Origin of the sequence: Nonomuraea sp. CA-141351 (assembly GCF_050944675.1) — a bacterium.
Taxonomy (GTDB): Bacteria; Actinomycetota; Actinomycetes; order Streptosporangiales; family Streptosporangiaceae; genus Nonomuraea.
This window is the reverse complement of the sequence record NZ_CP191982.1, coordinates 6,152,883-6,177,975: the sequence shown is the minus strand read 5'-3', so window position 1 is coordinate 6,177,975 and position 25,093 is coordinate 6,152,883. Positions and strand designations below refer to the sequence as shown.

Here is a 25,093-nt window from a genome sequence, read left to right as displayed (position 1 = left end):
TCGCTACGGGGCACCGCTCCCCGTACGACCACGGCTTTACAGAAGCTCCTCCTCCCAATCCGGCTCATCGGGATTGGGTAACTGCCTGACGCCAGCGGGACCGAGGTCGGGCTGGGCAAAGGAGTAGGTGCCGATCACATTGAGGTGCTGGCGGACGAAGGGCGATAGCCGCGCAACGTCTTCCTCAGCCAGCGGATAGGCCTCTGCCTTGAGCTGATCGAGAGCCCGGTCCATGTAGAAGGTGTTCCACAGCGTGACGCAGTTGAGCACCAGGCCGAGCGCGCCGAGCTGGTCTTCCATGCCCTTGTAGTAGCGCTGGTAGATCTCGCCCTTCCTGCTGTGGAAGATCTTCCCCGCCAGTGCGTGGCGGGATTCTTGCAGGTTGCGTACGCCCTTGATGTCGCGCCGGTAGGGCTCCTCGACGGCGTAGGTGAGGATATGGAGGGTCTTGAAGATCCGCCCGTAGTGGGCGATCGCCTCCCCGAGCGGGGTCGGGTTGCCGTCCCGCTGGATCATGCGCATCGCGTCGTAGGCGCGGATCTCATCGGTGGCCCCAGCACCAGGGCGTCCGGCAAGTCCAGAACTGTCCAGGCCCGCTTCGTTCGCAACAACCGCCTCGCTGGCGCCCTCCAGCGCCAGGTGTTCTGCGCGCTGCGAACTCACCCGGCGCCCGCCGCTACTACGACAGGCAACGCGCCCGCGACCTCGACTACAACCCCCGCCCTGCGCCAGCTCGGTAACCGCTTCGTCGGCATCATCCACGGATGTCTCAAGACCCGAACCCTCTACAACGAGGCGACGGCCTGGGCCCCACCACGCCCAGCTCCAACCTGCTTCCGGTTGACAACCAAACACGATGAGATGTCTGATCATCCGACCGACCAGAACCCACCGAACCCTGGAGCTGACATGGCTGACATGATCGTGCCCGACCCCGTCACCCGCGACATTCTCGCGATCTTCGAAAACGTGCGATTCCGGCTGTTCGAGCGCCTGGAGGACTTGACCGACGCCGAGTACCACTGGGAGCCGGTCAGCGACTGCATCAGCATCCGCCCCGGCGACGACGGCGTCTTCCGCGTCGCCACGCTGTTTCCGGAATCGAGTCCGGAGGAACCGGACCCCGTCACGACGATCGCCTGGCGCATCTGGCACATCGGCAACCTCTGCCTGCGCGGATATGTGATCCACTTCTTCGAGGACGTCCCCGAGCTCGGCGACCGCCACGAGTGGCCGGGCACCGCGAAAGAGGGAGTCCAGGCGCTCGCCGACGACTGGGAGCACTTCATCTCCCGTATCGCAGCCCTCGGCGACAAGCGCCTACTGGCGCCGATAGGCATGGGCCCCGGCGGTTGGGCCGACGAGACCTATCTGAAGCTCGCGCTGCACGCTCTGAAAGAGGTCACACATCACGGCGGCGAGATCGGCCTGCTGCGCGACCTGTACCTGCGCGAAGGCGTCTGATTTCGGCGGTCGGCAGCTATCTCCTTCCTCCCGGTCCACTCATCGGCCGCGTCTGGGTCACGCAGGGGCTTCATACCGCCGGGCAGATCGGGCAGCCGGAAGAAGTAGCGGCCCAGCATGTTGATGTGGTGCCGCACGAATGGCGAGAGACGGGCCACGTCCTCGTCACGGACGTCGAAGCCGTCCGCGCCCAGGTGGTTCACCGCGGCGTCCGTGTAGCGCGTCGCGAACAGCACGAGGGCGTTGAGGACCAGGCCGAGTGCGCCGATCTGGTCTTCCATGCCGTCCTGATAGCGCTGGTAGAGCTGACCGAAGCGGCCGTGGAAGATCTTCCGGGCGAGCGCGTGGCGGCCTTCCTGGAGGTTGGCCTGCACCTTGATCTGGCGTCGGGCTCGTCGGCCAGGCGCAGGATGTGCAGGGTCTTGGCGATCCGCCCGTAGTGCGCGATCCGTCGCCGAGCGGGGTGGGGCGCCGGTCGCGCGACAGCATCCGGATGACGTCGTACGCGCGCACGGCGCCGGTGTGGATGGAGCCGATGATCCGCAGGATGTCCTCCCACTGGCGCTCGATCCGGGCGAGGTCGATCCGGCCGCGGGCGGCATCCTGGAAGGCGCCGTAGTCGGCGCTGCGGTCGATGCGCCACATCTTCTGGTCCGGCAGGTCCGCGAGCTGCGGCGCGTACGCGAACCCCGCCAAGGTCAGCAGGCCGAACACGATGTCCGAGTACGACGCGGTGTCCGTAACGATCATCTCGGGGCGCTTGCCGCCGTCGCGGTCGAGAGGACGTCCAGCACGTACAAGGAGTCGCGCGGAGTGCCGGCCACCACCTTCCCGCCCAGCCCCGCCGCCATCATGTTCAACCAGGCGACACCGCCCCGGCGCCCGAAGTACTTCGGGTTCGGCCGCGCGTACACGCTCGGCACCGGCACGACGAACCGCATGCCATCCACGGAGGCGACCAGCCCGCCGCCCCACGCCTGCGCAAGCGGGACCGACGCCTGGTAGTCGATCAGCACCGCGTTCGCGGCCCGGTACGTCGCGAGCCGGAGCAGGGTCTGGTCGACGTGGGACAGGCGACCGTACTTCAGCGCGTCGGCGGAGCCTATGACCGGGGTTGATCCGACGTTGCACCCGTGTGCTACGAGCAGCGCGGCGATCGTCACGTGCAGGTCCTTCAGTCGGGCCTCCCCGCCGGTGACGGAGATGAACGCCTGGTCGGCGCCGGTCCACGAGAACACTTCCAGCAGCGCCTCAGCCTCCGGGGAGGATCGGAGAGGTAGTCACATATCGTCAGCGGCCAGAACCGAGGTCTGGCCGCTGACAGCGACCCCCCTGACGGTCGCTGATCATCATTGACGGTTATCCCCTGCCGGTCTTTGCCCGATCAGGATGACTCTCGTGCAGGAGCGACCGCAGTTCGGCGGTGTCGATGATGTGGGCCAGTCTCGGGAAAACGCTGGTCATCAGGGTCTGGTGGACTTGCGGGTCCGGGTCGGTGACGCCGTCGGAGAGGACGTAGAGCTGGTAGTCGCGGTCGGCGGCGTCAGCGACGGCGGACAGGACGACGCCGCTGGTGGTGATGCCGGCGATGACCAGGGTGGTGATTCCGCGATCTCGCAGTTGCCGGTCCAGGTCTGTCGTAGACAGCGCGCCGAAGCGGGTCTTGCGGACGGTGATGTCGCCGGGCTCCGGGGCAAGCTGATCGTGAAAGGCGCTGTCGGGCTCCTCGTGGTGCATGAGGTGCTGCCGGCCGAGGAAGGAGAAGGTCTTGTTCGCCGGCGGGATCGCCGCCCAGTCGGCCTCGGTGAATCCGACCCGCACGTAGGCGATGGCGGCACCGTGCGCTCGCATGTCGGCGATGGCACCGGCCACCCGTGACAGCAGCGCTTCCGGGTTGGCCAGGCCGGGGAGCGAGGCCAGGATTCCCTGCTGGTAATCCATGACGAGCAGTGCGGCCGTCCGGGGGTCCAGTGCCGGGGGCGTGACGGTCATTTTTCTCTCCTTGGGTGATGAGGGGGCGCCCTGACACGCGAGATCGCGCGCCAGGGCCGACTACACGTTGGGCACGTGAGCCACGATGTGCCACGCCGCGACCCCATCGGCCACGGCGCGAAGGCCGTCACGCTCATCTCCGAGCTGTAGGCGGAGGGGCGAACCGCGCCAAAGGGGCCGCGGCCCGATCGCGGTGACGGCTGTGGCGGCCCGTCAGGCGTGGTTCGGTGTCGGCTCCGTCTCTGCGAGGGGCGCCGCGGCGCGTCGGGGGAGCAGCAGCGGGGTCGCCAGCAGGAGCACGCCCGCCAAGCCAATGGCTGTGCGCGGGCCGAGCAGGCCGCCGAGCACGCCCCAGGCGGCCGTCAGGAGCGCGGTCGAGGCCTTGGTCGTCACCGTCCAGGCGGACAGCGTGCGGGCGACCCGGTCGGGCGCGGTGCGCTCGAGGCGGTAAGTGGCGCAGACGGGGTTGAAGACCCCGCAGCAGAAGATCAGCCCGAGCTCGACGCCCATCACCAGCAGCAGCCCGCCGGTCCCCGGCCCCAGGAAGACCAGCCCGACGGCCCAGATCGCGCGCAGCGTCCCGGCCACGACCAGGACCCGGTGCTGCCCGAACCAAGTGACGAGCGGCCGGGCCAGCCGCGAACCGAACAACCCGCCGATCGCGGGCGCGGCGAAGGCGAGGCCGTACTGCCAGGGTGCGAACCCGAGTTGGCTGAGCATCATGACGGCCAGCAGCGCGTCGGTGGCCATCACCAGGCCGTTGAACACGGCGGTGTTGAAGAACAGCGAACGCAGCGTCGCGTCGGCGAGGATGTACCGCCAACCGTCGAGCAGGTCCCCGGCCCGCATGCGCGCGGCCGGCAGGCCCGCATGCGCGCGGCCTGCCGGCGCTGGGGCCGCGGCTCCTGGCCGCCCGCCGCGCGCATGCCCAGGGCCGAGAGCAGGTAGCTGACCGCGTCGGCCACCACCGTCGCCACCGGACCGAGCATGCCGATCGCGGCACCGCCCAGCGGCGGTCCGATGACCGTGGTCGTCCAGGCCGTCGACTCGAAGCGGGCGTTGGCGACGAGCAGGTCCTCGGCCGGCAGCAACGTCTTCAGGTACGCGCCGGAGGCGGCGCGGAAGGTGATGTCGGCCGCCGCGACGACGACCGAGACCAGCAGGAGCTGAAGGAAGGACAGCACACCGAGCGCGAACGCGGTGGGGATCGTCAGCAGCGCCGCGAACCGCAGCAGGTCCATCGCGATCAGCACCGGCCGCTTGCGGCGGAACTCCACCCACGGACCCAGCGGCACCGCCACGGCCGCGCCCACCAAAGCCCCCACCGAGGACAACGCCGCGACCTGCGCCGGTCCGGCGTGCAACACCTGAATGGCGATCAGCGGGAACGCGCCGAAGGCGAGCCACGTACCGAGCGCGCTGGTCCCGTACGCTCCCCAGAGCCACCCGAACTGCCGCCCCAACCGGTGCCCGCTCCGCATGCCCGACACTCCTCGCCACTCGCTCGCACAACCAATTCGTGATCGCAAGCATCAAAGCGCGCGCCGTACCAAGGGATCAAACAACTGCATGGCCGTTAGCCACAACAAATGGTTGTACCCATAAAGTGTGTGCGCATGGACCTCGACACCGTCCGGACCTTCGTCGTCGCCGCCGACGCGGGGCAGTTTCAGGAGGCCGCCGCCGAGCTGGCGGTCACCCAGCAGGCTGTCTCCAAGCGCATCGCCGCGCTGGAGCGCAACCTCGGCGTGCGGCTGTTCACCCGCACGCCGCGCGGCGCCGAGCTCACCATTGATGGGCAGGCGTTCCTGCCCCACGCGCGTGAGCTGCTGCGCGTCGCCGAGCGTGCGGTCTCGTCCGTGCGCACCGGCCGCCGTCCGCTGCGCGTCGACATGATCGCCTCGCGCAGCGCGGCGTCGGGCCTGATGCGCGGATTCCACCGCGCGCACCCCGAGATCGAGCTCGACGTGGTGATGCTGTTCGACATCGAGACGGCCCTCGCCGCCATCCGGTCCGGTGCGATCGACGCGTCCTTCCGCGCCGTCGCCGTGCCCGGCCGGCCCCTTCCCGAGGACATCGAATCCGTACGGGTGCTCGACGAGCAGCTCCAACTCCTCACCGGTCCCGCCCACGCGCTGGCCGGCGCCCGGTCGGTGACCGTCGCTCAGCTCGCCGGGCACCGGATCTGGATGCCCGGCATCGTCCCCGGAACCGAGTGGGCCGCCTACTACGACGATCTCGTCGCCGAATTCGGCCTCACCATCGAGGCGACCGGCCCCAACTTCGGCTCCGACGCGCTCCTCGACACCATCGCCGACACCCCGGCCCTGGCCACCTTCATGGGCGAACAGACCCGCCTGGTCTGGCCCGCCGACCACGGCCTGCGCCGCATCCCGGTGACCGACCCGACGCCCGTCTACCCCCACTCGCTCCTGTGGCACCGCGACAACCCCCATCCGGCGCTGGCCACCCTCCGCGCCCACCTCGCCGCCACAGCGGCCGGCCACGACGCCGCCGGGACCTGGACGCCGGGCTGGGCAATCCCGCGCTGAACGCCGCCGCCTCGACGGAGCCGGACCGATGGACCGGGATTCAGGAAGTTAGGCGTAGTCATCGGCACACTCCGGCTCGCCGAACCTGGGCAACACGGGGTGGCGTACGAAACATGCGACGAGCCGCAAATCGTGTCTGAGCTGAGCTTTCGGAGGGGCAGACGTTATGGGCGCCATTTCGTACGCCGAGCTGTGGGCCGCGATCGCCAGAGCACTCGAATCGCCGAGCGCGGGCCAGACGAGGCCGCTTCGCGGGTGGATTTCTCCCGGCGGTCATCGTTCGATCAGAGGAGAGTACGGGCAGTCCCGCCTCACGCATGGCCGCGCGGGCGGCCTGCTTGCCGCCCATCAGTGTCAGATGCTCAGGTGCCGGACCGATGAAGACCAGGCCCGCGTCCCGCCACGCGCTGGCGAACTCGTCCTCCTCGGCCAGAAAACCGAAACCGGGATGTACGGCTTCGGCTCCGGTGCGCACCGGGCCCGCCAGCAGCACGGCCAAGGACCCGGCGACCGCCTACGCAGTGGAACTGGGGGTGTCGGTAAGACTCGTGCAGCCAGGTACACGCGATTGAGTTCGCCCAGGTCAGCGGTGGCCCTACTGATCGGTGGGGAGATGGCTGACGGCGTCTTCGAGGTCGGCGTGGGTAGGCAGGGTGTAGCGGCGGGTGGTGTCGAGGCGGGTGTGGCCGAGGAGTTCGGCGACGACGATGTCGACGCCCGCGCGCAGGAGGTTGGTCGCCAAGGTGTGCCGCAGGATATGGACGGAAGGGCGAGGGCGCCCGCGTCGTCGAGGATGTCGGCGTCGGTGGCGAGTTCGTCCATGAGCTGGTCGACCGCCCGGGCCGACAGACGCCCGCCGCGGCGATTGAGGAACAGCGCCGGGGCGTCGGCGCCGGGCCAGGAGGCGCGGTCGGTGCGCCACTCGGTGATGGAGGTCCGCGCGGTGCCGTCCAGGAGCGGGATCTCGCGGGACGTCTCGCCCTTGCCGGAGCGGACGATGACCTTGCCTTTGCGCGCCGAGAGCGGGACGTCGTCGTCGTCCAGAGCGACGAGCTCGGCGATCCGGACGCCGGAGCAGAACAGCAGCCGGCCGAAGGCGCGGTCGCTGGCGAGGGGCGGCGTTCGACGGCGCGCAGGTAGCGCTTCTGCTGGCGGGCGTCCAGGGCGCGGGGCGCGAGCATGGGGGCGTCGTCGCGGCGGACGACGGCGGGGCCGAGTCCGAGCTGGGTGAAGAAGTGGTCCAACGCGGTGAGGTGCGCGTTGACGGTATTCGACGCGCGGCGCAGCACGGTCTTCATGTGGGTCTTGTAGTCGCGGATGGCGAAGTCGCGGTTGTGCGCGTCGGCGAGCGGGTCGCCGTCGAGGCCGCTGGCCTCCAGTCAGGCGCTGAAGGTCCGGACCCGGGAGTCGTAGGCGCGGCGGGTGTCGCCGTCCAGCGGGGCCCGCTTCAGCGCTGCGGCGTAGGCGGCGTGGATCGTGGTGAACGCTTCTCTGATGGGAGGGCGGCGTCGGTGCGTTGATCGGGCCCAAAGTCCCGAGGCCACGCTCAGGCCAAGTCCGTTCGGGGGTCGGCCAAGATACGACCGAATCCGGCAACCAGTGATCTCGAGTTGAACTTGCCGCAGCTGAGGTGCTGGGGCGGATCGGCGTCGGCTGCCCGACCAGGGACAGCGATGCGCAAACGCAGCCGGAGGCCCGATCTTGTGTCACCGTTCGCAGCGGACTTCTTCGCGTACCCGCTCAGATCGGTCAACGGCGCACCCGATAGCGCAGGTGAAGCACCCGGTTGCCCTGAATCACCACGTCAGGATCCTCCAACAGGTGCTGCGCGTGGACCGACCCGAAGTAGCGCTTGCCGGACCCGAACACGACGGGTACGACGTCCATGCGCACCTCGTCGATCAGGCCCGCGGCAAGCACCTGGCCACCGACGTCGCCAGCGGCGACCTCGACCATGCGGTCACCCGCGAGCTCCTGCGCCTTGGCCACGGCTGCCTCGATGCCGTCGACGAAGTGAAACGGCGCCTCGGGGTCCCAGCCCTCGGGCTCCGGCCGGTGCGTCACGACGACCACGTGGTCGATCCCGCCCGGAGGCTTCCCGTCCCAGCCGTTTGTTATGTCGAAGACGTGGCGGCCGACGATTGTCGCCCCGATCTGGTCCCAGTACGGCCGGGTGTAGTCGTAGGACGTCTGCGACATCTTCAGCTCGCCGCTCTCGTCCAACGGGACGTCACCGCTGGACAACCAGTCGAACAGCGGTCCGGGCTGGTCATTCTCGTCCGCGACGAAGCCGTCCACCGACACCGAGCTGTACATGACCACCTTGCCCACGGGGCTCTCCTCTGCTTTGGGGTGCCCCCAAATTAGCGTGTCGTGAGCTGTCGCTCTTGTAAGAAATCAATCGGCCGGCAGCGGCCAGCCGTCCAGCGCGTGGCCGGGATGTTCGCGCAGGAACCGCCGCCGGACTTCGACGTACCGGGTCGGCGTGAGCCCGGTGAACGCCCGGAACTCGTGGCCGAAGTGGGCCTGGTCGAAGTAGCCTGCGCCACCGGCGAGGTCGCCCCAGTCGATCGGTCCGGCGGGGTTGATCGCGAACACGGTGGCGGTGAAGCGGTAGGTGCGGGCCAGCCGCTTGGGCGTGACGCCGATGAGCTCCTTGAACCGCTGTGCCAGATGAGTGCTGCTGACACCGGCTGCCACGCCCAGGTCGCCGATCGCCACCGCCCCGCTGGTCGCCGCGATGACGCTGCTCGTATGGCGGACCAGCCCCAGGCCGGCGGTCTCGCACAGCCGTCGCATCAGCCCCTCCTCGAGCAGCGTCAGCATCTCGTGCGGTCCGTCCGCCGTGGCCAGCCGGTCTCGCAGCTCAGCAATGGCGGGCCGGCCCCAAAGCTGCTCTGCGGGGTGCTGTGGACCTTGGGGGTATACATGACGGCGCGGGCGGCCAGGACCTCGTGGACGGGGGTGTCGTCCTGCTGGGAACCGGTGGCGCGGGTGCCGGCCAGGTGCGGGGCGAGCTAGTCCCAGCGGGTGTAGCTGCGGGCCGATTCCGTCTTGCCGACGCTCGGAGCACCGAAGCATAGGCCGATGTAGCGTTTGCGGCGGACGGCGTCGGCGAATTCCAGGAACCGCTTGTGTTCCTTGGTCGCCATGATCGGGGCGGGACCGGGCGGGAGGCCGTTTCCGCCTGCCGCGCCCGCGTTGTGCCCGTCGGGATCGGGCGCTGGGGCGCGATCGCTGGCGTAGGTCAACCCGCCGGCGGGTGCCCGGCTGGATGCTGATTCGGAAAGGCCGGCCGGGTCGGCCAGTTCTGGCTCGGCGGCGTGGTCGTCTGGCTCTGAAGGCTGCTCCACGCCTGGGTGTCTAGTCCAGTAGCGTTTGAGTCGCGGAACGTTACCGGGGGTAGAGGTGGTGCTGTCCTGGTCGGGGCCTTGGCTGGTCGCGGGCCTGAGTTTCGGACCGCTCGGTCGGCCTTCGGGGCCTGGTCGGTGGCGGTGCTTTCGTCGTGAGTCGTCCAGGTGCGGGGGCCGGAGGTCGGGTAGGCAGCGGGAAGAGGCTCGCTGTGCGCGGCCAGGAGCGCGTCGACGACGGCGGTGTGGGTGGTGAGCCTGCCGCGCAGTTGCTTGCGGCGGGCGTTACGGGCGGCGGTGATGTCCTTCAAGCTGACGGTCTCGCCGGACAGGTCGGGGCGGATCGCTCGGCACAGGAATTTCTCGCCGTCCAGGGTGTGCAGGTAGACGCGGATCTCGGTGATGTCGCGGGGATGGATGGGTTGTGTCGTATTGGATCGGGGGCCCCACGAGTGCGAGGTCGAGCACCTCTTGTCGCGGTCCAGCGCAGGGCTCAGTTGATACGTGATGTGGAATTCGACGTACCTGTCGGCGATCGTCGATCATCGACGGACCCAGGCCTGGAAATCCACCGACGGCATCGGCGTGACCGATGAGGGCGTGGCCCGCCTCTCGGCCACGCCCGCCTCAACTGCTTCGGCCGCAAAATGCCATCACGGCATCCGGACCCGGCCAGGGACTCCGGCCAGCGACCCTGACGATGAGGAGAACGGCTAACCGCCTGCGCCGCTGTCGGTGACCGAACAGCATCCGGTCGGCCTTGAGATGGGGTATGACGAGCATCCGAACGAAAAGTCCCGTTAGCAGGGCAGCGTTGAGCGGCTTGCCGTGACTTTCCGTTCAAATGCGTCTCGCCGAAAGGTTTTCGCAGGTCATGGCCCATGCAGTTAGGTGGCCTGAACGGCTGTGACACGGGCGGTGTACACGCGGTGCGCCTTGCGCTCGGTCGGGCCGGCATTCGCGTGGGCAGCGCTCTGCTCCAGCGCGGCGCGGTGGAGTGCGAGCGGGGCTGTGATGCGGACCGAGTAGCCGTGGCCGCGGCGGATGGCCTGCCCGGAGGCGAGGGCCTGACGGACGGTTTCATCACCAGTGGTACGCAGGTGATCGGCGAGCAGCCCCGGCAGATCGAGGGTCGCGTCCGGGCCCAGCGCGGGCACGCGGTGCCGCTCGCCGGTGTCGGTCGGCGGCGCGTCGAGTTGGTCGGGCAGGTTGCGGGCGCCGGCGGCGTCCAAAAGGACCGGTGAAGGTGCGCCGATCGTAGGGGGGCGGGGGCGCGGAGCGTGCCGAAGGTCGTGCTCATGCTGGTGAGCTCTTTGTCGATCAAGCGGGGAGTGGCGTTGACGGTCGGGGTGTAGAGCAGGGTGGTGCCAGTCGTGGCGGTCTTGGCCCTCTCCCGTCTCGAACCCGGGATTCACGCAGGAAAGGTTCCACGTCGTGCCAGTGGGCATAGCGGCGGGCCGATAGCGTCTTGCCCGCTCCTGGCGGTCCGTAGCACAGGCCGATGTAGCGGTCACGGCGGACGGCGTCGGCGAACTCGGTGAAGCGGCGGTGTTCCTTGGTGACGATGAAGTCGACCTCGTCGGTGGGGACGTCGGGGCCGGACAGTTGCGGGCTGGGCAGGGCCCTTTCGACCAATGCCGCCAGTTCCTGGAACTGCTCGGATTCGGTGTCGTCCCAGGCCATGGTCAGTCCTTTACGGGGCAGGGTCTGCCTCCTGGTGGAGTTGCTCGATCAGGCCGGCCAGTTCCCGGTCGCCGCTGATGTCGGCAAGAGTCTGTTCGAGGACGTTGAGACAGGTCGCGCGCGCCGCGGTGACGGCTTCGCGGCCGCGATCAGTTATCTGCGTGTAGACCCCGCGCCGGTCGGTCGGACAGTGGAAGCGTTCGGTCAGGCCCATCCGCTCGAGCCGGGCAACCAGGCGGCTGACCGAGCTCTGCTGGAGCGGGATCGCGTCGGCGAGGACTTGCTGGCGCAGGTGACCGCCATCGTCGGAGTAGGCCAGCGCCGCGAGGGCGGTGTACTCGGAGACGGACAGGCCGTGCTCGTTCTGCAGGGTGCGGTCCAGTGCCTCCTGGACGACGGCCTCCAGGCGTCTCAACGCCTGCCAGCGTCTTTCGAGGTTCGACGGCAGTTCGACGCGCGGGCCGCGTCTGCTGATCGGTGGCATTGTCCCTCCTCCCTAGAGGACCAGTTTGACAGGATTACATGTACCAACAATATATGTATAGGCAAACGTTGTACGTACATGGAGGGCTCATGCGTGTCTTCGTCACTGGCGCCACTGGATACATCGGCGGCTCCGTCGCCGACCGGATGCTCCGGGATGGCCACCAGGTCACCGGTCTGGTCCGCAGCCCCGACAAGGCGCGGATGCTTGAGCGCATAGGCGTGACCCCGGTCCTGGGTACCCTGGACGACCAGGTCCTTCTTGCCGAGCAGGCGCAGGCCGCAGACGCTGTTGTCAACGCCGCTGACAGCGACCACCGAGGTGCCGTGGAGGCACTGGTGGAGGCGCTCGCGGGCTCGGGCAAGCCGCTGCTGCACACCAGCGGGTCGAGCATCGTGGGCACCGATTCCCGTGGCGAGGCGTCCGGCGAGATCTTCGGGGAGGAGATTTTCGATGCGGAGTCGTCTTGGCGGCCGGCCGACGCCAAGGAAGCCCGGGTGGCGATCGACCGGTATGTTCTGGCCGCCTCCCGCCGTGGGGTCCGGTCAGTGGTTCTGTGCAACACGCTGATCTACGGCCACGGCCGCGGGCTGAGCTCCGACAGCGTGCAGATTCCCGCTCTGGTCCGGCAGGCTCACAAGAGCGGAACCGTCCGCAGAGTCGGGGCCGGACGCAACATCTGGTCGAACGTCCACGTTGATGACGTGGCCGACCTCTATCTGCTCGCGCTCGATGCAGCCCCCGCCGGGTCGTTCTACTTCGTAGAAAACGGTGAGGCGTCCTTCGCCGATATTACCGCCGCCATCGCCGAGGCGCTGGGCTTGGGATCCGCAGAGGCGTGGGACATCACCGCCGCGATCCAAGAGTGGGGCTACGAGGCCTCCATCTTCGCACTCGGCTCCAACAGCCGGGTCCGAGGCGAGCGCGCCCGCGCCCAACTCGGCTGGCGGCCTCGCCACACCTCCGTACTGGACTGGATCAAAAACGACCTGACCAAGGACTGAGATCAGTCGCCTGGCCGGGAGCGAGTGCAATCTCCAGCAGGTCTGCGCGTGCAGTCCGCCGTCGACCCCGATGATCGTTGGTTGTTTACGCCAGTTGATTTGCCCGCCGACCAGACCCCCCACTCGGGTCCGCGTCACCAGCCGCAAAGTAACGCTGTGTGACTATCACTGCGCGGTTTGACCATGGACTCCTTCGCGAGCCCGACCGCAAAGTGGCAAAGCGTTATGTCTCCGGCACGTTGCGTCGCTGTCATGGATTCGACATACCAGTTGGTAGCCGGGCGAGTACAGTCCATGTTTCTCCTGGCCTTCGTTGGATGTTCAGGAGAAGGGGTGCGGCACATGCGACGCGAGTGGGAGTTAGAGGACCTGATCGAGTGCTGGATGCTGGATGAGGAAGAGTTCGCGCTGCTGGCGAACAAATCCGGGGCGACGCGGCGCGGCTTCGTTATCTTGATGCTGAAGTTCTTCGAGCTGGAAGCCAGGTTCCCTCGCCGGGCGAACATCCCTCGGCCAGCGGTGGAGTTCATGGCAGGACAGGTCAAGGTGGACGCGGAGTTGTTCGCAACAGTCAGCTGGTCCGCTCTGAACGACAAACGATCTTGGGGTTGGCCTGCGCCGGGCGCGGCCATCCTCTTGCGCTTACGACCCGTTCTTGGTTGAGCACGCGCCTTGGCGACGCTCTCGGCCTGCTGGTGAATCGTTGCCACACTGGGGGCCGGGGCATGCGCAAGGCAAGCCCCTCGATGAACGCGACCGGGGAGCGAGGGGGCCAGATAATCTTCCCCACAATGCGTTCCTGCCCACAACCTCGTCGCGCGCACGCTGGTGGTGCCCCGGAACGACACTGCAGGGCGCAGGCCTTCGCGGGTCAGGGTCAGCAAGGAGCCCATGGGCTCCCGCATCGCTTCGCGGGCGCGATCAGACCAGTGGCCGCCCGGGACCTGCTGTTCTTGTCATATCCGGACAAAGCAGGCCGACCGGAGGCTGGCCTTCCCGTCCACGGCTTCGCCGGCAGTCCCGGGTTGGTGCGCAATAAGCGTCACGGGAAACCTAGGGGCGTTAGGCCGTGTTTCGAAAGATCACGTGTGTGAGGCGTGTCGGTGATCGTTGAACGAAGAGGTCTCCGGTAGTTGGTTCAACGACCAAGAAGAACGAAATACCGGAGACCTCGTGGCCAGCGTAGTGGTGACGAGGCGGCACGACCTCACTGACGCGCAGTGGGCGGCGCTGGAGCCGCATCTGCCTGCCGCATCGGGCAAGGGGCGTCCGCCGAAGTGGAGCAGGCGGCAGTTGATCGACGGGATCCGCTGGCGGATCCGGACCGGAGCGCCGTGGCGGGACGTGCCCGCCTGCTACGGCCACTGGTTCACCGTGTATGGCCTGTTCCGCCGCTGGCAGCGTGCGGGGATCTGGGCGCGGATCCTGGCCGCCTTGCAGGCGTGTGCGGACGCCGCCAGGAAGATCGATTGGACGGTGAGCGTGGACTCCACCATCACCCGGGCTCACCAGCACGCCGCCGGAGCACGCCGGGACGGCCACCTGCAAAAGGAACCACCCGGCGGGGTGCACAGCGAGCCGGCCGATCATGCGCTGGGGCGCTCGCGCGGCGGTGATGACCACCAAGACCCATCTGGCTTGCGAGCAGGGCCGCAAGCTGCTGGCTGCGGTGGTGACCGCCGGGCAGTGGGGCGACAGCCCGCAGTTCATCCCGGTGCTGGGCAAGATCCGGGTGGCCCGCATCGGCGGTGGCCGTCCCAGGACCCGCCCGGACCGGGTCCTGGCCGACAAGGCCTACACCAGCAAGGCCAACCGGACATATCTGCGCCGGCGTGGGATCAAGGCGTGCATTCCGAGCAAGGCCGACCAGGGGTCTTGGGACTATCCGGCCGGAATTGAACGATAGGCCTCCGTCGCAGGTCAGGGGGGTGTGGGCCGAGGTGTCGCGGACGGGTTGATCTCGGTTTGGGTGTACCGGCTGGTAGACGGTCATTGATCTCATACCGTCACGGTTTATGTCGTTTCAGTACTTGTCCGAGGAACAGCGGGCCCGCTACCGGCGGTTCTTGACTCAAGGCTGCGTAGTTAAGGATTTCGGACGCCTGGCAAGCGGTTCGTGAGCATGGCGAGGGCCGGGGAAATGACGGCGTCTTCGCGCTCGGCGACGCCGAGCAGGTCGTCGCCGCCGATCCGGGTGACTCACCGCTCGCCGACCTGCAGACCGTGGCGGGGCCGTTCGGCGAGGAACTCCCCGGCGGTGAACCCGTCGCGCGTGGGGTGATCGAACAGTGCGCGGTAGAAGGGCCGTGCCAGTGCGGCGGCGGTGACCTCCTCGAAGAAGAACCGGCCGCCGGGGGCGAGCACCCGGCGGCCCTCGGCCAGCGCGTCCCGCCAGCCGGGCCGGATCTTCCCGCCACCTCCGTAGCAGATTTTGCGGGCGAGCCGGTGCCGCGACTCCTGGATGGAAGCTGGCGGGTAGGTGCGGATCTGGTTGCGTACCGACGTGCTCACACCAATCCACGTGGCAATGCGGACGCAAGTTGTTCGAGTTGCTTGATGGCCGTGGGCAGGTCATCGGTGAGTGGATGGACGAGCACATGGTCGGCACCAGCGTCGAGCTGCGCTTGAACGCGCGCAGCGATGGCGTCCGGGGTGCCCCACGCGACCAGCGCGTCGATCAGCCGATCACTTCCCCCGTCGGCAATGTCCTCCTGGCTGTAGCCGAGACGTAGCCAGTTGCGGGTGTATGGCGAATCGGGGCTGATCTTGCCTCGGTACCGCCGGGCGATGGCACGGGCTTGCTCAGGGTTGGGTTCGATGACGAACGCCTGTTCGGGGATGAGCAACTTATCGGTTCCCAGGGCCTCACGGACAAGAGCAGTGTGTTCGACCGGAGCCGAAAACGAATGGACGCCGTCCGTGCGGTCGCGAGCCAGTTGAACCATTTTGGGCTGCAAGGCGGCCAACACCCGAACAAACGGCTCCGGCGGCGGGTTGCGCGTCTTCGCCTGATCCATCTCGTCGAGATAGTCCCGCATGATCTTGAGGGGATGGCTGTAGTCCAGCCCGTTGGCTTCGACCAGGAACCGTTGACTGACGCCAATTCCGAGGACGAACCGTCCGGGGTAGGCCTCGGCCAACGTCGCGGCACCGCCCTGCATCGTGGCGGGATGACGCGCCCAAATGTTGGCGATTCCGGTGCCGATCATCAATTGCCTGCTCGCGGCTAGTTGAATGCCTCCGTTGGCCAAGGCGTCCTTGCCGCCGATTCCTTCGGGTCCCCACAGTGAGCCGTACCCGAGTTGCTCAACGCGCCGCACGGTGTGGCGCCAGCTCTCGACCGGGGTGCCGTGCAAGTGGGGTCCGCCAAGCCACACTCCCACGCGTCCCAGCTTCGCCTTCACTTCTGTGATCACTGCCGAAACCTCCACGCACCTGACGGCTGCTATCCGGGGACTGTCTCCGGTAAGCGCGATGGTATCCGGAGACAGTCCCCGGTACGATCGTCTGACCGGAAGGGGATCGATGGGCGACACGAGGGCACCGCGTCATATGCGGGCAGACGCGCAACGCAATCGGGCACGGTTGCTCGCCGCGGCGAGCGCGGCGTTTGCTCGCGCGGGCGTGGAGACCTCGCTCGATGACATCGCCCGCGACGCCGACGTGGGGTCGGGCACGCTTTACCGCCACTTCTCCACCCGCGAGGCGCTGGTGGAGGCCGTCCTCGACGACCGTTACAAGGCCCTCGCCGCCGAGGCCGCCAAGCTACAGGCTGAGCACTCGCCACAGGAGGCGCTCATGGCCTGGTTGAAGCTCTTCGTCAACCACCTCATGACCTATCGAGGGCTGGCGGCAAGCGTCACCACCGCTCTCCACAACGAGACGTCGCCGTTGCACTCGGCCTGCCATGTCATGCGCGCCGCAGCATACGAACTCGTGGCGACGGCCCAGCGCAACGGCGCTGTCCGGGATGACATCGACGCCTCTACGATCCTGCACCTCGCCGCCAGTGTCGCTTGGGCTAGCGAGCAGGCGCCTGCCGACCGGGCCGGTGTCGAGCAAATGCTGGCGGTCTTCATGGACGGACTGCTTTGCAACAGCCGCGTTTCGCGGGCGGTTGATTGATCCCGGTGGATCAAGGCTGCGACCGGCCGCCAATGCCGCACTCGCTGAGGAGATCAAGCAGATCCACGCCGGGTTCGACGGCACCTACGGCAGCCCGCGCGTCACCGCCGAGCTGGACACACCCTTCGGGAGCGGAGGGCTCACACCGCCGCGCAGCTCCGCTCAATGAACCGCACGACTCGCTCACCGCGTCCCCGATAGCTGCCGACAGGGAGAGCGACGCCGCATGTCATCCAGGCGACCGGGCCCGCACGGCGACCTGGGAGGCTGGTGGGCGTGGCAGTTGATGCGGTTGAGGAGTTCGAGCGGCACCGCTCGAAGCTGTTCGGGTTGGCCCATCGGATGCTGGGTTCGGCTGAGGAGGCCGAGGACGTCGTCCAGGACGCCTTCCTGCGTTGGCACCAGGCGAGCATTGTCGAGTCGCCGTGGGCGTGGCTGGCCAAGGTCCCCACCAACCTGTGTGTGAACCAGTTGACGTCCGCGCGTGCGCGTCGGGAGAGTTATGTCGGTTCCTGGACGCCGTACCTGTAGCGACACCACCACCCGCCGCCCGTCGACCGGGACATCGGTGACCGTCCGGCTGGCGTAGCCGTGCACCCGAGCGGCCAGCTCCCCACACAGCGGACATGGAACCGGCTCGTCTCTCGTACGGGCCATGACCCGAATGAGGTCGTCCTCGTCCTCTACTCCCTCGATGAGCAGGGCAGACAGCCCGGCAAACACCACACCCGCAAGATCGTCGATCTTCAGCACGGCCCAGCCTCAGGTGAGCACTCAGCGCCACCACCGATTACGGGCCAGGGCCGTTAACCGGACACACCCCAGCTCGCGATCGGGACCTCGTCGTACCGGCGACGTATGAAGCCGAGCATGTCCTGCAATTCCGCGGCGCCGATCCGCCGTCCGTGGGCATGTGTCGACGTCACCGCCATCCGGCCGGCATAGGCCCACTTGAGAAGACCATCATGGGATATTTCCGTACGAGCGTGATTGGCATTGTCGGGATGGAGACAGAAAGGGATGTCGAGGATCCCTGACTTGAAGGCTCTCAAGATGGCCGATGGGACGGTGGGAGCTAGCCCCAGGACTGCTCCCAGCATCGCCTCAGCTTCGCTAAAAATCTCCTTCTCCAGCACCTCGGCAAGCCCGTTTTCCAGTGTTGGGTATGACCCCGGCGGCTGTTCGCCGGCAAGTTTGAGCGCGGCTATGTTGTCACTGACGAGAGGTATTCTGAAAGCTTCAGAAATAGTCTTCACAACGAGCCGATCGGCTCCTGCTTCGCGCGCCAGGTGGGCGCTGTCGAGAATCAGTCGACGAGCTCCCTCGGCGCTTTGCGGAAAAACGCCCATGTAGGTGTAGATCACGAAGTGGATATCCGTCTCGGGCAGGAATGCCGTCGTGAGTCGGCGAAGCGCGCGGATGGCCGCGATATCCTGCCAGGGATTGATCTGCTGTGCGTAGCTCAAAGAAAGGCTGCGGATTCCATAAGAGGTTGCGAACAGCCCTTCGAGAATGCTCAGAGCCACCAGCAGCGACGGTGGGCACAACTGGCCGAGCATGCAGCCGGCAAATGATTCGAGATGCACCTCCGCCGGCCACGAGGCGAGCAGTTCACTCGCTCGCGCCCATTCCGCGATCGCCGTGTTCAGCGGAGTCCGGCCATAAGGGAAGCAGTAGGAGATGGGGCCGCCCTCCGTCGCGTGGATGCCAGCCTCGAGCATCGACGCGAAGATGTCGACAGGCGTTGGGGAGCCATGCCGCAATTGCACGGGGAAATCCGGACGCAACGATGCCAGCAGGCCGGAGGTCCGGACAGGGCCATGTGCAAGAAGCGGATACCCGTTGAGCGACCAGCCGTTGCGCACCGCATCGTGCGCCGCCTCGTACTGCCTGTTCCGCGTATAGCTGTCGAGCGTGATCGTCCCGACCGTGTACGGCAGCGCCGCGACGGCCTGCAGCCCCGCCCGCATCTTGTCGACATCGGAAAAGCCCATACGCGGCTGCACGACGAGGTGACCGGACCCGCTGGCATCGCGAACCGCTCGCGAGAAGAGATTGCGGACGTCGGCCATGGTCACTCTCGCGTGGTGAGGGCGTGGTGGTGAGCGTTCTCGAAGCGGCGGAGGAACTCGTCTAACCGGTTGATGGAGTCCGGGGTGTCGAAAACCGCGTCGTAACCCAGACGCAGCAGCTCCTGTGTCTGGTCGGCGGGGAGAGGCCCGGCCACGCCCAACTTTCCGCCTACGACCACCTGGAGGCCGGCAAGTCCAGGGGCCCGGCGAATGGCGCGAATGTAGGAGGGTGCCTCTATGACACCGTGACCGTTGACGGTGCTTAGGACGAGCAAGCTCGCGTGCTCGGCCGAGCAGCTTTCGATGATCTCCTCCACAGGGGTGCAGGGTCCCAAGTTCGTCACCTGGTGACCGTGTTCCTCGAACAAGAGTTGGAGATACATCAAGTTCCAGGTGTGCGCGTCGGACGAAATCGTCGCAACGACGGTGCTCAGAGCGTGACTGACCACCGCGTCCGGCAGTGACCTCGCCGTTTCTGTTTCCACGTTTGTTACTCCTTCAAGACCACGGCGACACGGCACGCTCGAATCACCGCAGGGGAACGAATGGCCCCCCGTCGTCCGGGGTCCAGGCTCATAAGGCGATGGGCGCCCGGCGCGATGACGCAAGGTGCCTCAGAACACCGCGGAGTCCATCGTCGCGAACAGTTTCTCGGCCTGTTCGGGGAGCTGGGTCCCTTCGGGTAGGTCGCTCGCCGCCACGCAGTACGCGATGTCTCCCACGTATGGCTCGAAGGGGGTCGTGAGAATGACCCACTTCTGCTCCTCCTGGTCGTAGGCCAGGCCGGGGCCGGCGTCCCGCACTGTCGAAAGGGTCTCCGTGAACGAGGGTACCTTCCAGGTCGTCCTCTCCAGGATGATCCGATCGTGCTCGTATCGACTGCCAATGATCTTCTTGCCGATGATGTCGTATATATGTGTCGAGCCGCTGGTGCGTCCGTTGCACTCGGTGAAGAGGACTTGTCCTTCGGGAGTCACGATCGCGCCGGAGCTGAAATAGCCTCATGGTTGATGCCGTCCCCCCGCGGAAGGCATCGATCAAATGGCACACCAGGGATAGGAGGGGGAGGGGGTCGGCGGCCAGACGCATTCCTCAGTCGTGAATCCCCGTTTGAAGTAGAGACTCGGTGTCCCGGACCAGGACTTGGGCACGCCGAAGGCGACGAGGGCTGCTGTCTGTCGCACATCCTCTTCGTAGTACGACTTGCCCACCCAGGTTGCTCGCAAGTCAGGAACCCCCGGGTTTGGGCTCTCTGACGGGACGATCTTGTCGCAGCTGTTGATCGACCAGGACGTCGAGAACGGGCCCACGGAGAGGCCGATGGGGATAGATCCACAGGGATTGAATTCCAGAGTCGCCTTGGGATCCCAGTCATTCCACACGACTAGCGAGGTGCTGGAGAAGGGCTCCGCGGCCACGTAGCACTCGCTGACCTGATCGAAGGCGTGACCCGCCAGCGCATGGCATGACGCGTACATGCGGAAGGCGTAGTTCTTGTGAGTTGCCTGCGCGTAGTCCATCGTGGCCCACTGCCCGCAAGCTCTCATCCAGCCGATACGTTCCGTGTCCGTCCATTCGTAGCAACTGGGCTGTTGCCAGGCCACTTCCTGCTGGATCGTCGCGTCGCCGTCCGTGGGCGTTGCCGAAGCCGGCATTGTCTCGACCGTGGTCATGCTCGACGTCGTCGAACCATCGGATCGGGCCTCGCCCCCACTGGTGACGGGGCGAGCCCCCTTGGGCTGGATGACACATTCGCCGCCCTGCGCCTGAACCTCGTAGTTGCGGGCCTTGACGTCGAGGCCCCAATCCTTCTTGATGCCGTCCACAAAATCGCGGATGGCGGCGTCCTTGTCACCGATGTGGTCGCACGCGGACGGCGACGTGCGCGAGGCCGTCGCTGACCCGGCAGGCGCCAGCGCGGCGACCAGCGTGACTGCGGCGGCTAACGCCACGGTGGAGAGTAACTTTCCCATGGAAACCCCTTTCCAAGGTCTTCATGCTCTTCTCAGGTTCCTGTCTTCGGGTGAACGTGACCAGGACGCAAGGAGGGCATGTGCAGGACAAATGCGTCAGCGATGAGAGTCGGGATCGGAGCGAGACAGTGAGACCTTTCATCCATGGCGGCGGCGCCATCAGCGTGCTGACGGGTCAGGTCAGCTCAGGGGTGCCCATCAGCTTGCCGAGATCGCTGACCGCCGCCCGGAGTTGCCCGGTCAGCGACTCGCCGTCGTCCGCGGACCAGCCGATGGCGTATCCGGCCCTGGCCCAGTTCGCGGTCAGCGGCGGAATGCGGGACCCGGCCGGGACGAGCTGCCGTACGATCTTGACATCCGTCAGCCCGTCGAGCACCTCGACCGGGGCGACGTTCCGGCGGACGGTCCCGGAGGCCAGCAGAAACCGCACCTCCGCCCGCTGTGCGCGGGCTGGGCCGTCCGGCGCGAGCGGTTGGCCCAGCGCCAGGTGCGCCTGGTCGAGGTAGAGGTCGCGGCCGTGCACCACGGACACCAGTTCGGTGATGTAGTCGCCGCCCGGTCGTACTGTTGCCTCCAGCAGGACGGGGCGATCGCCGTCGAGCTTCGCCTCGACGTGCAAGATGGCCGACTCGACCCGCCAAGCGGCGATCAGGTCGCGGACGAGCGCGTTGACGGCGGTGTCAGGACGATCGGCACGGTCGGTGGTGTGGGCGAGCTCAAGGAAGCCGGTGGGGCCGCCGGTCTGCTTGCGGGTCACTGAGGAGAAGACCGTCTCGCCGTCCCGCACCACGGCCTCGACGCTCGCCTCCGCCCCGGGCAGATACTCCTCCACGATGCCGGTACGACTCGGCGAGATCGCTCGTACTTGCGGCCACCGGTCCAGGGCCTCCTCGACACCCTGGACGGCGAACACGGAGGCGCTCGCGGAGGCGTCCGCCGGCTTCAGCACCGCGGCCTGGACACCGGCGGCGAAGAACCGTACGAGATCGTCGGGGCCGGTGACCGCTGCGTGCCGGGGGCCGGTCAGGCCGTGTCTCTCCCCGGCCTCACGCTGGCGGATCTTGCTGCGGGCGATGCGCGCCGCGCCGACGCCGGGGCCCGGCAGTCCCAGCTCCCGCGCTACCGTCGCGGCAGTGACCAGCGATCCCTCGGCCAGCGCGATCACCCCGTCGTGGCCGGCCGCCATCCGGACGAGCGACTCCACGTCGGCCCGCTCGTCGCGCACCTCGACCGGATGGAAACGATCGACCGCGTGCTCGAAGCAGCCGGCGGTGACCCCGTCCGCGAGGGTGACCGACAGGCCGGCGCGCAGCCACGTGGAAAAGGCCCTCTCACGGCGCGGGTCCGCGCCGATGACGAACAATCTCACCGCTCTGCACTCCCAACCGCCCGGCCCGCGTCTTCGGCGAACCGGTCAAGGTTTGTGATGGTTCTCTCCCAGAGAGCGAGGACGTCTGCCTCGCTGTAGCGTTCTGGCTGGTACCGCAGAGCCACCCGTAGGCCGCCGTCGTCGTCCTCCGTCCAGTACGTCAAGAGCGCCCCGTCCGGCCGGCTGAGGTGGACCGGAAACTCCTCGATCTCGGTGTTGGCGAAGGGAACCAGTGGCACGGCCGCGCGCATTCCCAGCGACTGGGCGTTGAACGACAGGTACGGCAGCGACGTCGGGCGGCTGAACCGTTCCGGCACGCTGTCCGCGACGACCAGGGGCCAGGGAACGCGCGCCGAGTTCAGCGCCGCGACGAGCGCCTCGCGGAACGACCGCAAATGCTCGCCTGGATCGGCGCTCCGGCCCTGGTGGGGGATGGCGACGTGATCGGCGAGCCAGCCCACTGCCCCGTGCAGGTCAGGCCGTGGACGTCCGGTGACCATCATGAGTGTCGCGGTGGGGAAGTGTTCCGCCAGCTCGGCCGACGCCGCGTCCAGGGCGGCCAGGACGAGCTGGAGCCGGGTCAGCCGGTGTTGCCTCGCGGCCGGCAGCAGGCGCTCGTACCAATCCGCGTTGAGTTGCCGCGGGATCCGTGGGATCTCCGCCCGGCCGGTAGGCCCGTCCTGGGGGAGGATGACGTGCCGCGCGAGCTTCCGGCGCAGGTTGAGGCCGGCCGTGGACTCCAGGTAATTGTTCTGGCGTTCGAGCCAGCCGAGGTATGCGTTCGGCGCCGGGGGCAAGGTCTCGGTCGACGCGCCGATCTCCAGGTTGTAGAGGCGGTACAGGTCGGCCACGAGGATCCGTCGCGACCACTGGTCGGAAACCAGGTGGTCGATCACCAGCCCGAGCATCATCTCAGCGGCGTCCGGAAGCGGGATGACGATCAGCCGGGCCAGCGGACCCCGCTCCACGTCGAACGGCCGCTCGGCCTCCCGTGTCAGCGCCTGCTGGGCGTCGGCGGGGGACTGCAGCCGTATCAGGTCGACCGGGTCGGCCGGGTCCAGCCGCCACAGCGGCTTCCTTGGGTCGAAGGACGTGAGCAGGGTCGGGTGCCGTCGTTGCAACCGGATCCAGGCCCGGTTCAGCGCGGAGAGGTTCAGCTCACCGCGTACGCGCAACGCGGAGATCGTGTGCTGCGGCCGGTAGCGTCCGGCCTCGGCGTCCTCGACCAGCCGGAGCAGGCGGCTGCGCTGGGTCCACGATGGTGTGATCGGGCCGTTCATCCCAGGCTCCGGTCGGCGAGGTAGCGGGAGATCTCTTCGACGGTGGGATGGTCGAAGACCAGACCGTACGGGATCTCGGCTTCCAGCGCGTCCTCCAGTCGTGCGGCGATCTCCATCGCGGACATCGAATCGACGCCGAGCTCGAAGAGATCCGCGGTGAGCGGGACGGACTCGACACGCAGGACCCGCCGGCAGGTTTCGACGACCAGCGCGTTCCCCTCGCCTTCGGACCCGGTCGAAGCTTCGGATCCGGTCGCGGCTTCGGGGCAGGTCGCGGCTTCGACCGGTTTGGCGGAGGCCTGGTCGCGTAGGTCCGCACGGTCGATCTTGCCGCCCGGCAGCAGCGGCAGATCCGTACGCGTGACGAACTCCTGCGGGACCGCCGCGGCCGGCAGCTCCCGCAGGATCGCCTCCCGCAGCACACGAACCGGAGGGGGAGCCGGGTCTCCCACGAGATAGGCGACCAGCCGTACGTCCCCCGCATCGACGACGTCGATGACGGCGATCTCACGGACGCCGGCCACACCGCGCAGCACCCGTTCGACCTCCGGCAATCGCAGCCGGACCCCGCGCACCTTGACCTGCTGGTCCAGCCGGCCGAGCAGGTGCAGCAGTCCTCGCTCGTCCCATCGCCCCATGTCGCCGGTGCGGTAGACCTGCTCACCCGTGGGAGCCGTCTCGAACGTATTGTCCGTGCCGAGGTATCCCAGCGAGCGATACGGCGTCGTCAGCACCACCTCGCCGACATCAGCGGGCTGCCAGGACCCCGGGCGCAGCACGCTGACCGAGCACTCGGGCAACGGTCGGCCGACCGGCAACGGGCCCGCGCCCGGCTCGTCGGGAACCTCGAAATAGCACTGGGCCAGGGTGGTCTCGGTCGGCCCGTACAGGTTGACCACCCGGCAGCCGGGCGCCACCCGGCCGCGCCAGTCGTTCACCAGCTCCGCGTGCAGTGGCTCGCCGGCGAAGAAGGCGGCCCGCAGGCTCGGCACCGCGGTGTCCACGGCGGCGGTCGCCAGCCATCGCCTGACCAGCGACGGAACCGTGTGGACCAGCGTGATCCCGTACGCCCGCGCGAACGAGAAGACCCGCCTGGCGTCCCGCGACCGCGACCCCGGCAGGCACAGCGTGGCGCCGCTGATCAGCGGGGTGAAGACGTCGCGCAGCACCACTTCGAAGGACCAGTTCGACAGTTGCGCCACTCGGTCGCCGGGCCCGACCTCGAAGGTGTCCCGCTGCCAGCGGAGGAAATGGGCGAGCGAGTCGTGCGCGCCCAGCACGGCCTTCGGACGCCCGGTGCTGCCAGAGGTGAAGGAGACGTAGGCGGCCGAGCGGGCGTCGAGCCTGGCGGGCTCGGCCAACGGCTCCACCCGGTCCGGGACGGCCCTCGGCCGGGTCTGCCCGTGCTCGAAGATCTGCCGGTCGTCACCGTCGGCACGTACCAGAAAGCGTGCCACGTCGGTCATGGTGTCGCGGAGCTCCGGCAACAGCGTCGGATCGATCGGGAGGATCACGCAACCGGCGTAGAGCGTGCCCAGAAGGGCTGTCACCGACGCCGGTGTTCCGTCGTCCTCGACGGCCACCACGTCACCCGACGCGGCGCCCAGCTCGCGCAGCAGTCCGGCGAAGCCGCGTGCCTGCCCGAGGAGTTCCTCGTACGAGAGAGCGCCTGTCGGGCCGACGATGGCCACCGCGTCGGGATGCGCGGCTGCCGCCGTTTCGATCAATTGCGGGATAAATGTCAT

At 67.7% G+C, this 25,093-nt stretch carries 30 protein-coding genes and 4 pseudogenes; 8 read left to right on the top strand and 26 right to left on the bottom strand.

The window, feature by feature from the left end; all coding sequences use genetic code 11:
- Positions 1 to 36: 36 nt before the first annotated feature.
- Positions 37 to 762, bottom strand: coding sequence for a Tn3 family transposase (locus ACQPWU_RS29615; RefSeq protein WP_433445004.1), 726 nt, complete (start codon positions 760 to 762; stop codon positions 37 to 39).
- Between the two features lie 147 nt (positions 763 to 909).
- Here ACQPWU_RS29615 and ACQPWU_RS29610 point away from each other — a divergent pair, with 147 nt between their 5' ends.
- Positions 910 to 1,464: a DinB family protein gene (locus ACQPWU_RS29610; RefSeq protein WP_433445003.1), complete on the top strand. Its 555-nt coding sequence runs from the start codon at positions 910 to 912 to the stop codon at positions 1,462 to 1,464.
- Here the strand turns inward: ACQPWU_RS29610 and ACQPWU_RS29605 are convergent.
- From ACQPWU_RS29605 to ACQPWU_RS29580, 6 genes and pseudogenes are all read right to left on the bottom strand, one after another.
- Complete coding sequence (locus tag ACQPWU_RS29605; protein ID WP_433445002.1) at positions 1,410 to 2,066, bottom strand: Tn3 family transposase; 657 nt, start codon at positions 2,064 to 2,066, stop codon at positions 1,410 to 1,412. The genes ACQPWU_RS29610 and ACQPWU_RS29605 overlap by 55 nt on opposite strands.
- Positions 1,957 to 2,214: pseudogene (locus tag ACQPWU_RS29600) on the bottom strand (Tn3 family transposase); the annotation flags it as partial. The pseudogene ACQPWU_RS29600 and the gene ACQPWU_RS29605, both read right to left, overlap by 110 nt.
- Positions 2,211 to 2,702, bottom strand: coding sequence for a Tn3 family transposase (locus ACQPWU_RS29595; protein ID WP_433445001.1), 492 nt, complete (start codon positions 2,700 to 2,702; stop codon positions 2,211 to 2,213). The pseudogene ACQPWU_RS29600 and the gene ACQPWU_RS29595, both read right to left, overlap by 4 nt.
- 121 nt (positions 2,703 to 2,823) lie before the next feature.
- Complete coding sequence (locus tag ACQPWU_RS29590) at positions 2,824 to 3,456, bottom strand: cysteine hydrolase family protein (RefSeq protein ID WP_433445000.1); 633 nt, start codon at positions 3,454 to 3,456, stop codon at positions 2,824 to 2,826.
- A gap of 213 nt (positions 3,457 to 3,669) precedes the next feature.
- On the bottom strand, positions 3,670 to 4,305 hold the full coding sequence (locus ACQPWU_RS29585) for an MFS transporter (RefSeq protein ID WP_433444998.1): 636 nt from the start codon (positions 4,303 to 4,305) through the stop codon (positions 3,670 to 3,672).
- Positions 4,206 to 4,937 carry an MFS transporter gene (locus ACQPWU_RS29580; RefSeq protein ID WP_433444996.1) on the bottom strand — a complete coding sequence of 244 codons (732 nt, stop codon included), beginning with the start codon at positions 4,935 to 4,937 and terminating at the stop codon, positions 4,206 to 4,208. Before ACQPWU_RS29580 ends, ACQPWU_RS29585 begins: the two co-directional genes overlap by 100 nt.
- A gap of 135 nt (positions 4,938 to 5,072) precedes the next feature.
- Here ACQPWU_RS29580 and ACQPWU_RS29575 point away from each other — a divergent pair, with 135 nt between their 5' ends.
- Complete coding sequence (locus ACQPWU_RS29575) at positions 5,073 to 6,008, top strand: LysR family transcriptional regulator (protein WP_433444995.1); 936 nt, start codon at positions 5,073 to 5,075, stop codon at positions 6,006 to 6,008.
- A gap of 58 nt (positions 6,009 to 6,066) precedes the next feature.
- Here the strand turns inward: ACQPWU_RS29575 and ACQPWU_RS29570 are convergent, their stop codons facing one another.
- The 9 genes and pseudogenes from ACQPWU_RS29570 to ACQPWU_RS29530 form a co-directional block, all read right to left on the bottom strand.
- Positions 6,067 to 6,483, bottom strand: coding sequence for a biotin carboxylase N-terminal domain-containing protein (locus tag ACQPWU_RS29570; RefSeq protein WP_433445317.1), 417 nt, complete (start codon positions 6,481 to 6,483; stop codon positions 6,067 to 6,069).
- A gap of 120 nt (positions 6,484 to 6,603) precedes the next feature.
- Positions 6,604 to 6,750: a hypothetical protein gene (locus tag ACQPWU_RS29565; RefSeq protein ID WP_433444994.1), complete on the bottom strand. Its 147-nt coding sequence runs from the start codon at positions 6,748 to 6,750 to the stop codon at positions 6,604 to 6,606.
- Positions 6,751 to 6,863: 113 nt separating this feature from the next.
- Positions 6,864 to 7,718 (bottom strand): annotated as a pseudogene (locus ACQPWU_RS29560) (tyrosine-type recombinase/integrase); the annotation flags it as partial.
- Positions 7,719 to 7,757: 39 nt separating this feature from the next.
- The gene (locus ACQPWU_RS29555) at positions 7,758 to 8,339 is read right to left on the bottom strand and encodes a dihydrofolate reductase family protein (protein WP_433444993.1); all 582 of its coding nucleotides are present in this window, start codon (positions 8,337 to 8,339) and stop codon (positions 7,758 to 7,760) included.
- Between the two features lie 66 nt (positions 8,340 to 8,405).
- Complete coding sequence (locus ACQPWU_RS29550; protein ID WP_433444992.1) at positions 8,406 to 8,834, bottom strand: helix-turn-helix domain-containing protein; 429 nt, start codon at positions 8,832 to 8,834, stop codon at positions 8,406 to 8,408.
- Between the two features lie 191 nt (positions 8,835 to 9,025).
- Positions 9,026 to 9,361, bottom strand: a complete 336-nt coding sequence (locus tag ACQPWU_RS29545; RefSeq protein ID WP_433444991.1) for a hypothetical protein — start codon at positions 9,359 to 9,361, stop codon at positions 9,026 to 9,028.
- Positions 9,362 to 10,245: 884 nt separating this feature from the next.
- Complete coding sequence (locus ACQPWU_RS29540) at positions 10,246 to 10,590, bottom strand: hypothetical protein (RefSeq protein ID WP_433444990.1); 345 nt, start codon at positions 10,588 to 10,590, stop codon at positions 10,246 to 10,248.
- 88 nt (positions 10,591 to 10,678) lie between these two features.
- Positions 10,679 to 11,041: an AAA family ATPase gene (locus ACQPWU_RS29535; protein ID WP_433444989.1), complete on the bottom strand. Its 363-nt coding sequence runs from the start codon at positions 11,039 to 11,041 to the stop codon at positions 10,679 to 10,681.
- A gap of 10 nt (positions 11,042 to 11,051) precedes the next feature.
- Positions 11,052 to 11,525 carry a MarR family winged helix-turn-helix transcriptional regulator gene (locus ACQPWU_RS29530; RefSeq protein WP_433444988.1) on the bottom strand — a complete coding sequence of 158 codons (474 nt, stop codon included), beginning with the start codon at positions 11,523 to 11,525 and terminating at the stop codon, positions 11,052 to 11,054.
- Between the two features lie 89 nt (positions 11,526 to 11,614).
- Between ACQPWU_RS29530 and ACQPWU_RS29525 the strand changes: the two genes are divergently transcribed.
- The 4 genes and pseudogenes from ACQPWU_RS29525 (at position 11,615) to ACQPWU_RS29510 (ending at position 14,435) form a co-directional block, all read left to right on the top strand.
- On the top strand, positions 11,615 to 12,529 hold the full coding sequence (locus tag ACQPWU_RS29525) for an NAD-dependent epimerase/dehydratase family protein (RefSeq protein WP_433444987.1): 915 nt from the start codon (positions 11,615 to 11,617) through the stop codon (positions 12,527 to 12,529).
- Positions 12,530 to 12,871: 342 nt separating this feature from the next.
- On the top strand, positions 12,872 to 13,192 hold the full coding sequence (locus ACQPWU_RS29520; protein WP_433444985.1) for a DUF4158 domain-containing protein: 321 nt from the start codon (positions 12,872 to 12,874) through the stop codon (positions 13,190 to 13,192).
- A gap of 510 nt (positions 13,193 to 13,702) precedes the next feature.
- A pseudogene (locus ACQPWU_RS29515) lies at positions 13,703 to 14,083 on the top strand (IS5 family transposase); the annotation flags it as partial.
- Positions 14,084 to 14,117: 34 nt separating this feature from the next.
- A complete protein-coding gene (locus ACQPWU_RS29510) occupies positions 14,118 to 14,435 on the top strand; it encodes a transposase (protein WP_433444983.1) in 318 nt (105 codons plus the stop codon).
- Positions 14,436 to 14,728: 293 nt separating this feature from the next.
- Here ACQPWU_RS29510 and ACQPWU_RS29505 read toward each other — a convergent pair whose 3' ends face one another.
- The gene (locus ACQPWU_RS29505) at positions 14,729 to 15,040 is read right to left on the bottom strand and encodes a hypothetical protein (RefSeq protein ID WP_433444982.1); all 312 of its coding nucleotides are present in this window, start codon (positions 15,038 to 15,040) and stop codon (positions 14,729 to 14,731) included.
- Positions 15,037 to 15,945, bottom strand: a complete 909-nt coding sequence (locus ACQPWU_RS29500; RefSeq protein WP_433444981.1) for a TIGR03620 family F420-dependent LLM class oxidoreductase — start codon at positions 15,943 to 15,945, stop codon at positions 15,037 to 15,039. Before ACQPWU_RS29500 ends, ACQPWU_RS29505 begins: the two co-directional genes overlap by 4 nt.
- A gap of 109 nt (positions 15,946 to 16,054) precedes the next feature.
- On the opposite strand from ACQPWU_RS29500, the gene ACQPWU_RS29495 reads away from it, so the two are divergent.
- A complete protein-coding gene (locus tag ACQPWU_RS29495; RefSeq protein WP_433444980.1) occupies positions 16,055 to 16,654 on the top strand; it encodes a TetR/AcrR family transcriptional regulator in 600 nt (199 codons plus the stop codon).
- Positions 16,655 to 16,930: 276 nt separating this feature from the next.
- A complete protein-coding gene (locus tag ACQPWU_RS29490; RefSeq protein WP_433444979.1) occupies positions 16,931 to 17,185 on the top strand; it encodes a sigma factor in 255 nt (84 codons plus the stop codon).
- A 42-nt stretch (positions 17,186 to 17,227) separates the two neighbouring features.
- Here the strand turns inward: ACQPWU_RS29490 and ACQPWU_RS29485 are convergent.
- The 8 genes and pseudogenes from ACQPWU_RS29485 to ACQPWU_RS29450 all read right to left on the bottom strand — a co-directional run.
- Positions 17,228 to 17,311 (bottom strand): annotated as a pseudogene (locus ACQPWU_RS29485) (hypothetical protein); the annotation flags it as partial.
- Between the two features lie 149 nt (positions 17,312 to 17,460).
- Entirely contained in the window at positions 17,461 to 18,726 is a 1,266-nt protein-coding gene (locus ACQPWU_RS29480; protein ID WP_433445316.1) for a methylaspartate mutase, read from the bottom strand.
- Positions 18,727 to 18,728: 2 nt separating this feature from the next.
- Positions 18,729 to 19,211, bottom strand: a complete 483-nt coding sequence (locus tag ACQPWU_RS29475; RefSeq protein ID WP_433444978.1) for a cobalamin B12-binding domain-containing protein — start codon at positions 19,209 to 19,211, stop codon at positions 18,729 to 18,731.
- Positions 19,212 to 19,340: 129 nt separating this feature from the next.
- Positions 19,341 to 19,703 (bottom strand): hypothetical protein, encoded by a 363-nt coding sequence (locus tag ACQPWU_RS29470; protein WP_433444977.1) that lies wholly within the window; start codon positions 19,701 to 19,703, stop codon positions 19,341 to 19,343.
- 60 nt (positions 19,704 to 19,763) lie between these two features.
- Entirely contained in the window at positions 19,764 to 20,699 is a 936-nt protein-coding gene (locus tag ACQPWU_RS29465) for a hypothetical protein (protein WP_433444976.1), read from the bottom strand.
- Between the two features lie 175 nt (positions 20,700 to 20,874).
- Positions 20,875 to 22,068: an ATP-grasp domain-containing protein gene (locus ACQPWU_RS29460; RefSeq protein ID WP_433444975.1), complete on the bottom strand. Its 1,194-nt coding sequence runs from the start codon at positions 22,066 to 22,068 to the stop codon at positions 20,875 to 20,877.
- Positions 22,065 to 23,348, bottom strand: a complete 1,284-nt coding sequence (locus tag ACQPWU_RS29455; RefSeq protein ID WP_433444974.1) for a condensation domain-containing protein — start codon at positions 23,346 to 23,348, stop codon at positions 22,065 to 22,067. Before ACQPWU_RS29455 ends, ACQPWU_RS29460 begins: the two co-directional genes overlap by 4 nt.
- Positions 23,345 to 25,093 carry an AMP-binding protein gene (locus ACQPWU_RS29450; protein WP_433444973.1) on the bottom strand — a complete coding sequence of 583 codons (1,749 nt, stop codon included), beginning with the start codon at positions 25,091 to 25,093 and terminating at the stop codon, positions 23,345 to 23,347. Before ACQPWU_RS29450 ends, ACQPWU_RS29455 begins: the two co-directional genes overlap by 4 nt.

What these genes read in the sequence shown, in the direction of transcription:
- ACQPWU_RS29580 (WP_433444996.1), bottom strand. Translation starts at nt 4,937, where the DNA reads ATGCGGAGCGGGCACCGGTTGGGGCGGCAGTTCGGGTGGCTCTGGGGA.
- ACQPWU_RS29550 (WP_433444992.1), bottom strand. Translation starts at nt 8,834, where the DNA reads ATGCTGACGCTGCTCGAGGAGGGGCTGATGCGACGGCTGTGCGAGACC.
- ACQPWU_RS29525 (WP_433444987.1), top strand. Translation starts at nt 11,615, where the DNA reads ATGCGTGTCTTCGTCACTGGCGCCACTGGATACATCGGCGGCTCCGTC.
- ACQPWU_RS29575 (WP_433444995.1), top strand. Translation starts at nt 5,073, where the DNA reads ATGGACCTCGACACCGTCCGGACCTTCGTCGTCGCCGCCGACGCGGGG.
- ACQPWU_RS29585 (WP_433444998.1), bottom strand. Translation starts at nt 4,305, where the DNA reads ATGCGGGCCGGGGACCTGCTCGACGGTTGGCGGTACATCCTCGCCGAC.
- ACQPWU_RS29510 (WP_433444983.1), top strand. Translation starts at nt 14,118, where the DNA reads ATGCGCTGGGGCGCTCGCGCGGCGGTGATGACCACCAAGACCCATCTG.
- ACQPWU_RS29450 (WP_433444973.1), bottom strand. Translation starts at nt 25,093, where the DNA reads ATGACATTTATCCCGCAATTGATCGAAACGGCGGCAGCCGCGCATCCC.
- ACQPWU_RS29520 (WP_433444985.1), top strand. Translation starts at nt 12,872, where the DNA reads ATGCGACGCGAGTGGGAGTTAGAGGACCTGATCGAGTGCTGGATGCTG.
- ACQPWU_RS29605 (WP_433445002.1), bottom strand. Translation starts at nt 2,066, where the DNA reads ATGCCGCCCGCGGCCGGATCGACCTCGCCCGGATCGAGCGCCAGTGGG.
- ACQPWU_RS29480 (WP_433445316.1), bottom strand. Translation starts at nt 18,726, where the DNA reads ATGGCCGACGTCCGCAATCTCTTCTCGCGAGCGGTTCGCGATGCCAGC.
- ACQPWU_RS29590 (WP_433445000.1), bottom strand. Translation starts at nt 3,456, where the DNA reads ATGACCGTCACGCCCCCGGCACTGGACCCCCGGACGGCCGCACTGCTC.
- ACQPWU_RS29535 (WP_433444989.1), bottom strand. Translation starts at nt 11,041, where the DNA reads ATGGCCTGGGACGACACCGAATCCGAGCAGTTCCAGGAACTGGCGGCA.
- ACQPWU_RS29530 (WP_433444988.1), bottom strand. Translation starts at nt 11,525, where the DNA reads ATGCCACCGATCAGCAGACGCGGCCCGCGCGTCGAACTGCCGTCGAAC.
- ACQPWU_RS29610 (WP_433445003.1), top strand. Translation starts at nt 910, where the DNA reads ATGGCTGACATGATCGTGCCCGACCCCGTCACCCGCGACATTCTCGCG.
- ACQPWU_RS29465 (WP_433444976.1), bottom strand. Translation starts at nt 20,699, where the DNA reads ATGGGAAAGTTACTCTCCACCGTGGCGTTAGCCGCCGCAGTCACGCTG.
- ACQPWU_RS29455 (WP_433444974.1), bottom strand. Translation starts at nt 23,348, where the DNA reads ATGAACGGCCCGATCACACCATCGTGGACCCAGCGCAGCCGCCTGCTC.
- ACQPWU_RS29495 (WP_433444980.1), top strand. Translation starts at nt 16,055, where the DNA reads ATGGGCGACACGAGGGCACCGCGTCATATGCGGGCAGACGCGCAACGC.